The sequence below is a fragment of the Thalassobacterium maritimum genome (genome assembly GCF_031127805.1).
Classification (GTDB): Bacteria; Verrucomicrobiota; Verrucomicrobiia; order Opitutales; family Coraliomargaritaceae; genus Thalassobacterium; species Thalassobacterium maritimum.
This window is the reverse complement of sequence record NZ_JARXHW010000030.1, coordinates 1-13,709: the sequence shown is the minus strand read 5'-3', so window position 1 is coordinate 13,709 and position 13,709 is coordinate 1. Positions and strand designations below refer to the sequence as shown.

General features: G+C 53.8%; 12 protein-coding genes. 4 read left to right on the top strand and 8 right to left on the bottom strand.

Annotated features, from left to right (window positions below):
• Positions 1-370: 370 nt before the first annotated feature.
• From QEH52_RS12760 to QEH52_RS12740, 5 genes are read right to left on the bottom strand one after another with little or no spacing between them, the layout of a single operon-like run.
• A complete protein-coding gene (locus QEH52_RS12760; protein ID WP_308950947.1) occupies positions 371-2,407 on the bottom strand; it encodes a heavy metal translocating P-type ATPase in 2,037 nt (678 codons plus the stop codon).
• A gap of 16 nt (positions 2,408-2,423) precedes the next feature.
• Entirely contained in the window at positions 2,424-3,497 is a 1,074-nt protein-coding gene (locus QEH52_RS12755) for a succinylglutamate desuccinylase/aspartoacylase family protein (RefSeq protein WP_308950946.1), read from the bottom strand.
• A gap of 1 nt (position 3,498) precedes the next feature.
• On the bottom strand, positions 3,499-4,692 hold the full coding sequence (locus QEH52_RS12750) for a RimK family alpha-L-glutamate ligase (protein ID WP_308950944.1): 1,194 nt from the start codon (positions 4,690-4,692) through the stop codon (positions 3,499-3,501).
• Complete coding sequence (locus QEH52_RS12745) at positions 4,689-5,153, bottom strand: ATP-dependent zinc protease family protein (RefSeq protein WP_308950943.1); 465 nt, start codon at positions 5,151-5,153, stop codon at positions 4,689-4,691. Before QEH52_RS12745 ends, QEH52_RS12750 begins: the two co-directional genes overlap by 4 nt.
• 3 nt (positions 5,154-5,156) lie before the next feature.
• Positions 5,157-6,260: a M42 family metallopeptidase gene (locus QEH52_RS12740; protein ID WP_308950942.1), complete on the bottom strand. Its 1,104-nt coding sequence runs from the start codon at positions 6,258-6,260 to the stop codon at positions 5,157-5,159.
• A 208-nt stretch (positions 6,261-6,468) separates the two neighbouring features.
• Here QEH52_RS12740 and QEH52_RS12735 point away from each other — a divergent pair, with 208 nt between their 5' ends.
• From QEH52_RS12735 to QEH52_RS12725, 3 genes are all read left to right on the top strand, one after another.
• Positions 6,469-7,233 (top strand): hypothetical protein, encoded by a 765-nt coding sequence (locus tag QEH52_RS12735; protein WP_308950940.1) that lies wholly within the window; start codon positions 6,469-6,471, stop codon positions 7,231-7,233.
• A gap of 97 nt (positions 7,234-7,330) precedes the next feature.
• The gene (locus QEH52_RS12730) at positions 7,331-8,152 is read left to right on the top strand and encodes a hypothetical protein (RefSeq protein WP_308950938.1); all 822 of its coding nucleotides are present in this window, start codon (positions 7,331-7,333) and stop codon (positions 8,150-8,152) included.
• 52 nt (positions 8,153-8,204) lie between these two features.
• The gene (locus QEH52_RS12725; RefSeq protein ID WP_308950936.1) at positions 8,205-9,530 is read left to right on the top strand and encodes an alkaline phosphatase D family protein; all 1,326 of its coding nucleotides are present in this window, start codon (positions 8,205-8,207) and stop codon (positions 9,528-9,530) included.
• 132 nt (positions 9,531-9,662) lie between these two features.
• Here QEH52_RS12725 and QEH52_RS12720 read toward each other — a convergent pair whose 3' ends face one another.
• The gene (locus tag QEH52_RS12720) at positions 9,663-10,109 is read right to left on the bottom strand and encodes an SRPBCC family protein (RefSeq protein WP_308950934.1); all 447 of its coding nucleotides are present in this window, start codon (positions 10,107-10,109) and stop codon (positions 9,663-9,665) included.
• A gap of 391 nt (positions 10,110-10,500) precedes the next feature.
• Here QEH52_RS12720 and QEH52_RS12715 point away from each other — a divergent pair, with 391 nt between their 5' ends.
• Entirely contained in the window at positions 10,501-11,385 is an 885-nt protein-coding gene (locus QEH52_RS12715; protein WP_308950932.1) for a DMT family transporter, read from the top strand.
• Here the strand turns inward: QEH52_RS12715 and QEH52_RS12710 are convergent.
• Positions 11,375-12,232: a 3'(2'),5'-bisphosphate nucleotidase CysQ family protein gene (locus QEH52_RS12710; protein ID WP_308950930.1), complete on the bottom strand. Its 858-nt coding sequence runs from the start codon at positions 12,230-12,232 to the stop codon at positions 11,375-11,377. The two genes, QEH52_RS12715 and QEH52_RS12710, sit on opposite strands and share 11 nt — an antisense overlap.
• The gene (locus QEH52_RS12705; protein WP_308950929.1) at positions 12,223-13,221 is read right to left on the bottom strand and encodes a phosphotransferase; all 999 of its coding nucleotides are present in this window, start codon (positions 13,219-13,221) and stop codon (positions 12,223-12,225) included. Before QEH52_RS12705 ends, QEH52_RS12710 begins: the two co-directional genes overlap by 10 nt.
• Positions 13,222-13,709: the final 488 nt, after the last annotated feature.

Below are 13,709 nucleotides of genomic sequence, written 5' to 3'. Positions count from 1 at the left end.
GCAAAGACCCCAGCTATTGCCAGGCCTGCGCGTTTTAGAAATCCTTTTCGGTTAGTGGTAGGTTCGCTGTCCATGCGTCGTAAAAAAGCACTGTTAAAAGTGCCCCTAATTGGCATGGCAACCGTTTTTTGCAATTGATGACAAAAGAGTGGAACTTATTCACATCGCCACAATAGCGACTGAGTATCAGTCTCAATAACAAAGATGGCAAATTGCCCGCGAACCCGCATAAAATAGGGCTTTAGGTAAATCAGCGGCTTAAAAACAGAGCCTAAGTATTGAGATTCAGCTCTATCAAGAGTTAGTATTAAATAAGTGGGCCGCATAGTCGCCATAAGCGACACTATCGTAACAGCACAGCTACAATTTCTCACTGGCACGAAGGTTGCTTAAGAGCGCGAGCAGTCACCCAAAAGCTCGACACTAGCATAATTAAAGCCGCAGCAATCGGATGCAATAGGCCCAGCGCAGCGAGCAGCATACCCACCGCATTATAGGCAGCCGCATAGATAAGATTCCCGCGTAAGCGTCTATGCAAATCACGCGCCAAGCCAATACCCGCTGGAATCACTTCAACTCGATCAGCAGTCAATTGCGCCATGGCTACCGAGCGGGCCAAACCTGTGCCCGAATGCATCGCAATGGAGCCGCTCGCTTGCGTCATAGCAGCTGCATCATTAATTCCATCGCCCACGAACAAGGGTGTTTGCCCCGCCTCCCGTGCGGCAGAGATGCGCTTGACCTTATCCGAGGAACTCAAACCTGCTTCAAGCAACACATGACTGGGCAATTCAACTTCAGGAAAGGGATCTCCAGTCAAAATACTCGCATATACCCCCAAATCATCCAGCCGCTGCCAGATTGCTGGCACGCCTGCTCTCAATCGCTCCTGTAAAACAAAACAAGCTGCGACTCTTCCCTCTATTAAAACATATACTCGCTTACCTTGCGACTCGTGCAATTGCGCGCCCACTCGCAGCCTGTCAGCCTCCGATGGCAGTAAACTCGCCTCCCCCACTTGTAATGAATAGAAATGCTGCGACACCTGCAGGCGAAACGCGACCCCCTGTCCGCTCAGCAAATGAAGATCTTCGACCACCAGTCCGGCGCGCCCCCGTGTGGTCGTGCAAGCAGCATCTCCCTCATTTGCCTGCAGATACTGCACCAGCGCACGCGCCACTGGATGTGCCAAGCTCGACTCCGCCAACAGAATCGCCGCCAGCAAATCAGCCCGAGGCAAAGGCAGGTCTGGCTCGACCCACACTTCAGTCACCCGCAATGTCGATTCGCTCAAGGTGCCTGTTTTATCGAAGAAAATCCGCTCAGTACGTGCCAGCGCATCTATAAAGGCTCCATCACGGGTGACCAAACCAAGCTGTGCCAAACGAAAGAGTCCCTGGGAGATTGCGACCGGCGTGGCCAAGCCCAGAGCACAGGGGCAAGCCACCAGTAGCACCGCCATACTATTTAACACTGCATCCACCCAGCTGCCTAAAAAATACCACACGAGCGCAGTCACGAAGCTCACACTGACCACTAGGGGTAAAAACACTCGAATTAAAGCATTCGCTTGAGTCTGCAAATCGGATGCTTGCCCGTCCGCCCCTTCCACAGCCTCTAGAATCTCGTCAAGCTCACGCGCTCCCGCCCCTCGCTCTACTTCCATCTCAAAACGACTGTCGACCGCCCACGTGCCCGCGCGGACGCGATCCCCCACCCGTCTGACCACCGGCAAAGGCTCTCCAGTTAGGGCGGTCTCTTGCACATAGCCCACTCCACTGCGTATGACACCATCCAAAGTAAAGGCCGCTCCAGGCTCAACCCGCACCCTGGCACCTACCGCCACCTCAGCCACGGCCTGCGACATCCACTCGCCCGATGACTGCAAAACTTCCGCCCGCTCAAAGCGTTCCCGCAAGCGGGCACTCTCCAACTTCATACGCGACTGTGAGCGCTCACCCAACATGCGCCCAAAGGTGTAAATCGCGATGACAATCGCCACCACCTCATAATAGACAGAGCCCTGCCCCGTAACTGAGCCCACCACCGAACCGACAAAGGCCCCCAACAAGCTAAGCGTAAACAGGCCTTCAATCGAGAGTCGGCGACCTCGCAACATCCCCCAAGTGGACGCAAAGAGTGGCCCGCCAAGAAAAGCCATCACCACCAGCGATGAAAAAATCAAACCGCCATGCAAAATCCAATAAGGTAACGAACCGAAGGGAGGCGGCGTCATATTCAGTGCGAGCGAAAAAACCATACCCTGCCCGGCAAACACACCAGCAATCGCAATTCGCAGCCAAGCCCGCGAAAGCTTAAGATCTAGATCGTCACAATCGCCCTGCTCGCGACACACAATCGCAGGCTGCGGTGAGCTTGATTGAATAGGCTCAGATTCCGATGACATAAGGCACAATCAATCATCAAGCACCGGACTGCGACGCGTCCACCACATCCATACTAGTGGCCAGATCGCTCTGGGCTTGAGCATGCGGATCAGCTTTAGCTTGCTCCAATTTCGCACGGTAACGCTTCAATTGTTGCGCAGTCAGCGTGGCCACATTACAAATCGGTTCACCTGGCTTAACGGCAGGCATGGTCGCCATGCCTAAGATGATACCATGATTCGGAGAGCGCAGCACGTTCTGCTCAACTCCCATGATACTATAGTTAGTCGCCACGGCTTGATCCGCTTCGACAAAGTCGCCGGGGCTGACGTGAAACTTCAAAATGCCTCCCACCGTCGCCCGAACCCACTGCATCTTGCGCACTTTGGCAAGAAATGGTGGCCGGACCTGTGGCTCGTCAATCATGCCGAGACTCGATAACACATTGCGAATGCCTTGTATTCCGATCTGCAACACACTGGGCTCCACCTTACAGGGCTCTCCAGCTTCGAGTATGATAGTGGGACAGCCCCGACGGGTTGATTCACGTCGAAAAGATCCAAGCGGTCCTTTGCCGTCCACCACCATGACGCAGCCAAAAGCTTCAGCTAGGCGCCGCGCTGCAGGGTCGGTCAAATCCGCCCGAATGTTGGGAAAATTCGTCCGTTGGGCCGCAGCAGTATGGAGGTCGATTCCATAATCGCATTTATCTACCAGCTCCGTCATCAAAGTGTTGGCGATCCGACTGGCGAGGCTGCCGTTTTTCGAGCCCGGAAAGGAGCGATTCAGATCACGACGATCGGGCAAGTAGCGCTCATGGGTCTCAAATCCGAACACATTGATGACAGGTGCCAGCACTAAAGTCCCTCGCTTCAAATCAACCGTTTGGCCAAATAAGAAGTCGTGGATAATTCCGGTGCCATTAACCTCATCACCATGTATCGCAGCCGTTATAAAGATGGTCGGCCCGGGCTCCATCGCCCGCATCACACGCAGCGGGATACAGATTTTATCTCCGGTGTAAGTTTCCGAAATCTCCAGTCTCACATCCTTAGATTCTCCTAGCCGGATGCGCTCACCAGCGATCAAAAATGGCTGGGGTCCTGGCATCTTAGGAAGCCTCACTTTCTACAGGCATCTTTTTAAGCTTACGCCGCTTCTTTTTTGCTAGGCGCTCGGGCAAAAAGGTACTTAAAGCAATCTGACTGCCATAGCAAAGCAAGCTATCGCCCTCCAAGATCTCGCGTTCCTTGCGCGGATTGGCAATCTGCTCGCCCCCACGAGAGAGGCGCAACACTACGATGTCACGCTCGCGCAAACCACTCGACTCAATGGTCTGCCCAACGATGGGCGCATTGGGCGCCACATTGAATTCGGTCACAGTATACCCCTTAGTCAACGACAGGCGTTCTCGAATATTGAAGTTACCAAATTTAATCTGCTCCTCGGTGAATTGTATGATTTCGCCCGCGATGTCCAAGCCAGTGGCTCCCTCGATGCCTTCCAGCCCCGGCGAGGAATTAACCTCCATGATCACAGGTCCATCTTTGCCTTCCAACATATCTACGCCAGCGACTTTGAGGTTGAGTATCTGAGCCGCCCGCACCGCGGTGCGCTCGTAAGCTTCGTCCAGTTTCACCAGCTCCGTCTTACCGCCACGGTGGACATTACTGCGAAATTCTTGCCCCACGGCGGTGCGCCGCATCGCGCCCACCACACGGTCGCCCACCACGAAGGCGCGGATGTCGCGCCCCTTGGACTCGGAGACGAATTTCTGCACCAGCACATTTTGCTGCACACTGGAGAGGGTCTCAATAATCGCTTCGGCCACCTTATTTGACTCCGCCAAAATCACGCCCACGCCTTGAGTGCCTGAAAGCAGCTTGATGACTACCGGCGCGCCCCCCATCTCTTGAATGGCCTGCAAGATGTCCTTTTGATTGCGCACAAAGGCAGTCTCCGCGATCCCAATGTCATGCCGACTAAGGGCCTGCATTGAAGAAAGCTTGTCCCGCGAAGCGAGAATAGAGTCCGCAGTGTTCAGACAAAAGGTCCCCATTTGCTCGAACTGCCGCACCACTGCGGTGCCGTAAAAAGTCACCGAGGTCCCGATACGTGGAATGATCGCGTCGTAGTGGCTGATCGGCTTGCCCGCATAAGTCACATCCGGCTCGCCCTGTCGCAGATATAGGCCAAATTTGAGCGTATCAAAAATACGCACGCGATGCCCACGCGCAAGCGCAGCCTCACGTAAACGCTTCGTACTGTAGAGCTTAGGGCCCCGAGAGAGAATGGCAATATTCATATAACTTGTGGATCATCCAGATCGCGAACTTTCCTGCGTGGACGTGTGACGTGTTTTTGCGAAGAATCGACTAGAAAATCGCCTTCCAGCGCTTTTCGTCCGAGCAGGATGCGACAGACCATGCTCTCCCGCGAAACGAGGCTAAACTCCACCTCCTTTTCTCGACCGTGCACCACTAAGCGAGTGCGCACAAAGTAGCGCTCATGCTGCTCTCCATTACTGGAGCGCACATGCGTCTGATGATCAATCGGCGCGACCACCGTCTTGGTGCGCGAGCGATCTTTACGATCCAGCACGATGTCGAACTGAATTTGATTGTCTGGCAACTCGACGACATTGCAGACATCCAGTGCCGAGCGACGCGCGCCGGTATCACTTTTCGCAATGATCGACTCGATCCCCCAGTCCGGCAGATCAACCGTTTCCTTCCAGCCAATAATTTTAAGATTTTTGGAGCTCATTCGTTACCAAATGCCACGGTCCCCCTTTTTGAGCGACTTCGCCACAGCCACCAGCAACTGCACGGTATGCTCAATATCCTCGAGATCTACCATTTCACTGGGCGTGTGCATGTAACGCAGCGGGATCGAAAGCAAGCCGGTGGCGATACCAGCCTGTGCGACCTGAATCGCACGCGCATCGGTGCCAGTAGGCCGAGGATCGGCTTCGACCTGATATGGAATCTTATTCTTCTCCGCAGCTCGCACGATGAGATCGAAAATGACCGGGTTGATGTTCGGTCCGCGGCAAATGATCGGGCCTCCCCCTTGCTTAAAGCTACCATATTTACGTGGATCGCAATCCGGCGAATCCGTCGCATGCCCAACGTCCACCGCAATCGCGAAATCTGGATTTTCCGAGAACGCAGCAGTCATCGCCCCGCGGGTGCCAATTTCCTCCTGTGTGGTGGCCGCTGCAGTCACACGCGCGTCCAACTTGCCCTTGGTCAAGCGGCGCACAGCTTCCATCACAGCATAAGCCCCCGCTTTATCATCAAAAGCACGTGCCACGCCGACACTGCCACGCACCAGCTCAAAGCTTTGGTCGTAAACAGCAGTATCCCCAATGCGAACCAAGCCTTCTGCTTCGGCCTTGTCCTTCACTCCGAGATCAATCCAGATCTCGTGCGTTTCAGGCACCTTTTTGCGATCTTCAGCACTCATCAAGTGAATGGCGCGCTTCCCTGTCACGCCTTTGACGATGCCGTTCTTTGTCAAAATAGAGACACGACGCCCCGAGATCATCGATTTATCGTGGCCGCCCAAGGTGTCGAAATAAACAAAGCCCTGATCATTGATATAAGTGATGATCAGCCCCAGCTCATCGATATGACCCGCAAACAACAGCTTCGGATCACCGTCTGGATTCACTGTAGCAAAACGATTCCCCATCGTGTCACGACGATAAGCATCGACCTCATCCTCCACATATTGGTCGACCACAGCTTGCGCTTCATACTCTGCCCCCGTCGGGGAACGTGCATTCAACAAGTCGACCAGAAATTCAGGTGCTTGATAGGCTTGATTCTTATTATTGGCGGCTTTCTTCGCAGTTTTCTTTTTAGGCATAAGGAAAGTCTTACGCATCGTATTCGGATAGCAAAGTCATTTAGCATAAAAAATGCATACAAATGGATTTCTAGAACCCGCTGACTTACAGCAGCTTCTTTGTGGCCAGTAGCGGAGCTGTGATGAAAAGCGCTCAGATTCGTAAAAGGGGGTTGATTTTTAAAAGCAAAACAACAAATTCCAGCACTATGCGGAACAACCGCAGCTTATGAGCGATCCAAATTTCGACCATTCTGAAGGCGACTGGGAAGAATTCTCCAGTGAACCATACTGGAGCGAGTCCCAGTGGCGAAACTATTTAAAAGGTTCCGACCGAGATACTGCGCGCTTCCTCAGCATTTATAATAGTTTAAAAGATAAACCCAACCATCTCGACGAGGTCGCCTCTTTGATGGGATGGGATGCTGAAGACATCTCCATGACCGACGAGTTAAGTTTCATGGATCATGCGCAAGACTCTGGGGACGACACATCAGACACTTCCAACGACATAGACGGCTTGAACAGCTTCGGCGAAGACAGCGACCGTGATGAAGACAGCGAAATGAGTGATCAAAGTGGCGCCCCCTACACTCTGCACCGCCACCCGGTATTTGTCGTCACCCGCTCGCTTTATCGCTATCTGCACCAAAGCTGGGAACACTTCATGGTGCACAGCGAGTATGCGGTATCGCCTAAGCTCTGCTGGGATTATGCCAATAGCTTACACCAGGCAGAAATGAACGTGTTGCTCTCCATCCAAGCCTTGGATTTGGGGGACTTCGGCCTGTCCATTTGCCATCTAAAAAACAGCCTCAGCGCACTCAATCAAACTTTACACCTGCTCAACCAACTCACGCATCCCAACGAGGCCTTCGTCAACGGCTTCTGTCATGAGGCGCGCATCCGCCTCTTCGACCTACGCGAGCTATGGATTCGAGTCATGGGCGACTGTCGGCACGAGTGCCAGCGGCGACCGGGTGAGCAAGACTAGCGACTCATTACTAGCGACTCATTACTAGCGACTCATTACTAGCGCCCCACCACTAGCGACTCACTACTAGCGACCCACCTGCACACTCACACGTGTCATGAGCTCCCTACGAAGCACCCTTTTCCGACTGACCCACGCGACACCTGAACGCAAAGCCAGCCGGGCTCAGCTCAAGTTGGCAAAAGCGGGCGACACGGAGGCCTATCTCGCTCTTGTTTCGTATTATTTGGACCTCTCACTGGTTTATTTCGGAGGCTGCTTGCGCGAACCTGTGACCACTCGCTTTGCTCGTGTGGAACAAGTATTCACTGCACTGTGGCAGCATCTCCCCTATGCGGAGCGAGTCTCCGACTTCGAGTATATGCTGGCCAGCGCCCTATTCGAAAATGCCCCCGACCAGGGCAGTATTCGATCCTCTGAAGCGCTAGTCACTAAGCTACGCTTACTGGCGCCCAAGAACCGCTTCGCCTTCATCGCCTACGAATTTGAAAACTGGCCCTTGCGCTGGGTCGCATTGCTGATGCGCACTCGCCCACGCGCGCTCCACCGCCGACTCTCGCAAGCACGCTGCGAGCTCTGTGGTATCCGCTGGCAAACCCTCGCCACTGAAGAGCGCGAATGCCTCGAAGCAATTAGCATCGCAATGGACCAATCCCCCAACTTGCGCGCGAACAAAGCACTCTGCGATCGTCTTGCTAGCTTCCCACGTGTGAGCGAAATCAAGGCTCTCTGGCTGGAACTACGCCCGGAGCTCGTCGAAGTGCGCCACCGATACCTCCCGAAATCCGATGAACGCGAACTCTTGCTAGGCAATATATTCAAAGCCATTCAAACCGCCCCGATGACCCAGCCTCCACTCATGGCTCGCGTGGTCAACACACTACATTTTGCTCGCTACGCGAAGATTAAGGTTTCTTGACCTCGTGCAGTCAATAGGCCCAATGTAGGCAGTATCTATTTCAACTGATCCCATGCCTATACACCGCATTTCTTCCCTTTGCCTCTTAATCCTCAGTCTCGCCAGCTCTGCACTCCACGGCGCTCTGGTCAATGGCCCCATGCTCAGCCATTTAGACATGCGCGAAGCTAAGATATGGCTGCAGACAGACGAGCCCTCCGTAGTGCGGATCGCATACGCCGCCAATGGCAACGATGCCGAATTGACATGGAGCAGTCCGGTTCAAACTAGAAATACACTCGCGCACACCGCAGTCGTCACACTCGATCAAGTCGAACCTGGTATTCACTACAGCTACCGCGTCGAGCTGAACGGCGAACTCGTCACAAGCCCCGCTCATTTCAACAGCCCGGCCAACTACTTCGACCGCAGCCCACCACCGGACTTTAAAATTGCCGTCGCTGGCGCTCACTACGCAGTCGAAGAAGGCTTTGAGCCCCCCTATCAAACCCTAGGCGCAGGCTATGATATCTTTAATAGCATTGCCGACAGCAAGCCCGCACTCATGGTCTGGGCGGGCAACACTGCACACCTGCGTCGCAGTGACTGGACCACTCAAAGCGGCTACTTAAAGCGTTTCGCTCAAGCCCGAGCACTCCCACAACTCAAGCAACTACTGCAAAGTATCCCACACTACGCCACTTGGGGCGAAGCCGACTTTGGCGCCCCCCACGGTGGACAACGCAGCACCACCCGCCCCATCGCCGAGCGCAGCTTCAAAGCCTTCTGGCCTCGACCCATTCAAGTCAGCCAGCTCGATGGGGTCGCCACTCAATTCCGCTACGCCGACGTGGACTTCTTTATGCTCGATGTGCGCAGCTACCGCAACGACACCCCGAACGCATCCACCCGCGTGCAAATTTTGGGTGAAGAACAGATCGCCTGGCTGCGTCAAGCACTCATCCAAAGCACAGCCAGCTTTAAGCTTATTATCGCAGGTGCCCCGATCTTAAATCCCGCGGATTCCCGCAGCAATCTCAGCTACGCCGAAAGCGAACACACCGAATTCCTGCAAATGCTGCGCGAAGAACGTATCGCCGGCCTATTTTTCATCAGCGGCGGAAAAAGCTACGGCGAACTCACTCGACTCGTACATGCCAGCAGCTACAATCTCTACGATCTTACAGTTGGCCCGCTCACTGCGCGCCCAGGCGACAATGAAGACGAGCTCAACTTCTTCCGCCAACCTGGCAGCAGCACCTTCGAACGCCACTTCGCCTTGATAGAATTCAGCGGTCCGGAAGAAGATCGCGTGCTCACCATGCGGGTGCTGAGTATGGAGGGCAAAGAACTCTGGAACCGTAGCGTCTCCGCCAGCTCTCTGCAGCCTGCCAACTAGATCAGAACTCGCAGCGACTGGCGGCGGCGGACGGCGACTGGCGACTGGCGAACGGCGGCGGCGGACGAGTCTAAGCCCGGGGGAAATACACTTGAGTTACGATCTCAGGCTCTGGCACCGAATCCAACTCGGTTACATACACTTCGAAGGGAAAGACTTTCTTACTCTGCTTAAACACTTTCTGGCGGCCGCGTAACATGCCTGCCGACCAGGCATTGCCCAAGTGACGATACGCCCCCGTGTGTTGCACCGCATAGGCTTCGAGCGCAGGCAATTCACGATAAACAAGCTCAGCAGGGATTCGAATTCAAAACGCACCTGCGACTGCGATCTCCACGGCGTCAACAGATCCAGTTGCATCTGCAAAGATTGATTCTCCACCGCATCCAATAGTCGCATCTCACCACTGCCCACAATCTTACCGTTCCAGGCATAAGAACGACCCTCCTCCCCGAAAGAAAGCGTCGCTTCTTTTTCCGCACTCAACCAAGGCGACCACTCCGGCCAACGTTTAAAATCACGCACCAGCGCATAGACAGCATCCAAAGGGGCCTCAATCACAGTGGATCGTTCAATCATTAATTTTGGCATAATCAGTCTCCTTTAGGTTATTCAGTATCTATTAAGTAGAACACGGGTCAGCCCCATGAGAGCACAAAGAGCAATTCCAATGCACCCCCAAACGAAGTTTTAGCTTAACGCTCTGACTCCCCCACGCATCGAGACTCTCTGCCCTCCAATTCAATGCTTGCCATCCAGCGACCTTTTTTCATCTTCCAAATCTCTTATGCAAATTAATCAACTAACTTGGCTCGTCATTATTCGTGTGAAAGCACACGAAACGGGTCAATTGTAGCTGAAACACAGATTACACGGAGACCCGCTTTCAGTGGTCTCCGAATTTGCATAGAACGGTCTATCGTCTTCGAGGAGTTCCACTGGAGCATGTCTTCCATCCACTCATCGAAAAATGAAAAGAATAGACCTCCCACCCTCCGAGCGTCGAGGCATCCTACTGATGTTAAGCTCAGTCACACTCTTTGCGGCCACATCGCTATTGCTGAGCTATGCCCACACAGCACATGGCATCGACGGCTGGGTTGCAGCTACTTATCGCGGAATTGTGGGTCTGGCAGTCGTCTTTGCCATGCAAAAACGCACCGGCACACTCAGCCTGCACCACATTTTCACACGCAAGCTCCTTTTCATCCGCGGACTTGTTGGCGGACTCACGATTCCCGTTTACTACTTCTGTATCATGGAGCTTGGGGCCGGACGCGCGGGAATCATTGCGGGCGTATGGCCGCTCTTCGGTGCGATCTTTGCCGCAGTCTTATTAAAAGAACAGCTCTATCGCAGCTATTTCTTTTATATTGGCCTAACAATCGTCGGCATGGTGGCAGTCTTATCTGGAAACGGGATTGGCGAAGCCAAATTAGCCTTCGATCTACTCGCGCTGACAGGAGCCGCCGCCGGTGGATTCTGCGTGGTTTTAATTCGACACCTACGGCACAGCGAAAGCACCAGTAATATTTTTGCAGCTCAATGCGTATTCACTGTCATAATCGCAGGCGGATTTTCGCGAACCGACTTAATCGTCGCCGACTGCACGGCACAGAGCATCCTATTGATTGCTGCCGTCACAGTAGTAAGTGCTCAACTCTGTCTAACCGAAGCCTTTCGCCACCTCACAGTCGCCAAAGGCTCGGCCTTGCAAATGCTAACGCCTGCTGCGACAGCGGGCTTCAGCATCTTATTACTCGACGAAACTTTCAGTTTCTATGAACTGCTAGGCAGCGCCGCAGTGCTGTATGGCAGTTATCGGATTGCTACCCACAGGGCCATTAAAGAGTAAAAGATCCTGAACAAAAACGCACGCCGCAATGATTAAAAAACGTATGCTGCGCAGAATTCAGCTCTAAGCGGGCACCGTGGTAATCACTAACAGAGGCGCCAGCCTCTTGAAAGATACAAGCAGTCGCCGCGAAATCCCAAAAAGAACCTCCGCCCAATTCTGGCTTTGGTTCTTTGAGGTAGACCGCCGGAGGATGCTCGAGCACATAACAGGCATTACACACCGCCCCGCCGTGTATTTCGATCACCGCCCCCGCATAGCCCGCTCGCTGTGCGAGAGCCTCCATGCCTGCGCTCAAAGCCTCACGCCGCGGATCGGTCTCAAAGGTGCAGTCCATACAAAACTTAAGTCGTGCACCAGCGGGTTTCACCGCCAGTGGCGCTTGATAGATTTGACCATTGATGCGCAAGCCCTGCCCCGAAACGGCACGATATAAACGATCCAGGACAGGATCGTAGACCACTCCAATCATCGGCACTCCATCCCGGCGCACTAAGGCAATCGCCACCGCATAACCGGGCTTTCCCTGCGTAAAAGGGAGCGTCCCATCCAAGGGATCGATACACCAAAAATAATCTTTCTCAAAGCGACTGCCATCGTCGGTCAACTCCTCTGTCAACAAGGCCAGATCGTAGCTCACAATCGTGGACTCCAAGTGCTCAAGAATCACCGCTTGACTACGCTCGTCCACTTCCGTCACAACCTGAGATGCGAGACTATCGCCCCCCTCTTTACGAAAGACCTCCACCTCACCAGCAGTGAAAGTGCGAATCAATGCCCCCGCCTGCCGGGCCGCCTCACCAGCGACGTCTGCCAGTGTGTTTAATTGCTGCGAATCTAATTGCATCTGTCCTCCATTTCAATGTCTGCCAACACCGAAGCAGCCAACTGCTCGCTGTAGCTATTAATTTTCCAATGCCCCGGACTCCAGCCTTTCAGAAAACGATGAAAGTCGGTCCAAGCCACTGGATATAGCGCGCGCCAATTCGCTTCAAGCGCATCTAAATCAAGATCACTTGCGCGTAGCAAGATGGCCTCGCGCAAGGCCGTAAAATACACATCTAACAGCCCCTGCTCGGCACGCGCACAGTCCTGCTCACTCAAGCAACTCCCCAGAAAATAAGCGACATCCTGCACACCAACACCGGCTCCAACATACTGAAAATCGACTGCAGCCACGGATTCACCATTCTGCGAAAAGCAGAAATTGGCCAGCTTGGCATCCCCATGCACCAGCGTCCGATACGGACTAGCCTTAAGCTTCAAATCGATTGCCTCCGCAGCAGCCCAGAGCGCTGGATCTTCGTCAGCCAATACTTTCAACTCATCGGGACGTGTTTCTAAGTGCCAATAGCAACCGCAGGCCCACAGTCCATCCCCCGATACACTTAAAAAGCTCGCATGAAAATGAGCCAACCATGACAAGCATGCGATCAACTCTGATTCGGAGACCGACTGCTTACGCACAGGAAAGCCAACCGCATCTAAATCTTCCAACACCATCGCAACTTCATCCCCCTCATTGACCACAGCAAGACAATGCGGCACCCGGCAGTCGGCGCCACAGCGATTCGCATACTCACGATACCACGCCGTTTCCACTGCATAAGAGCGCAACTTGCGCTGATGTGAAATATCGGTATTCCAACCACGCGGATGGTCGGCCGCAGTCGGCGGCGACACATGCTTCACGATCACGCTCGGAATCTCAGCGCCCAACAAACGATAGCGCACAATCGAGCCATACCCGCTCCAAAGCTTTTGCAACACAGCCTGCGCTGCAATTTCGCGTGCCTGCGTGTATTTAAGTACGATAGCTGGAATCCGGTCCTTCATAATCGAGCCGCATTAGATCATACCCACGCTAAAAAGCACGCGGTATCTTCGCTTCGCTGAACCTGACGCTCCCCAAAACGGAGTTTTGAGGCTACGTATTCCTTCGCAGCTCTAAACCACAGGTATCCTCGGTTCTTTGAACCGGGGCCGGGGGCCCTGCGGGCCAGTAGGAAGTAGGAAGTGAGAAGTGGGAAGTCCAGCAGTACGCTCCTCAAAACAGAGTTTTGAGGCTACGTATTCCTTCGCAGCTCTAAACCACAGGTATCCTCGGTTCTCTGAACCGGGGCCGGAGGCCCTGCGGGCCAGTAGGAAGTGAGAAGTGGGAAGTCCAGCAGTACGCTCCCCAAAACAGAGTTTTGAGGCTACGCTTTCCTTCGCAGCTCCAAACCACGCGTAGATGCTATGTGCCGATCTCTCCTAGATCAGGCTTTGAATCATTCTGATCTTATGGAGACTAAACAGGCCCGGGTGACGGACACCCGAGCCTG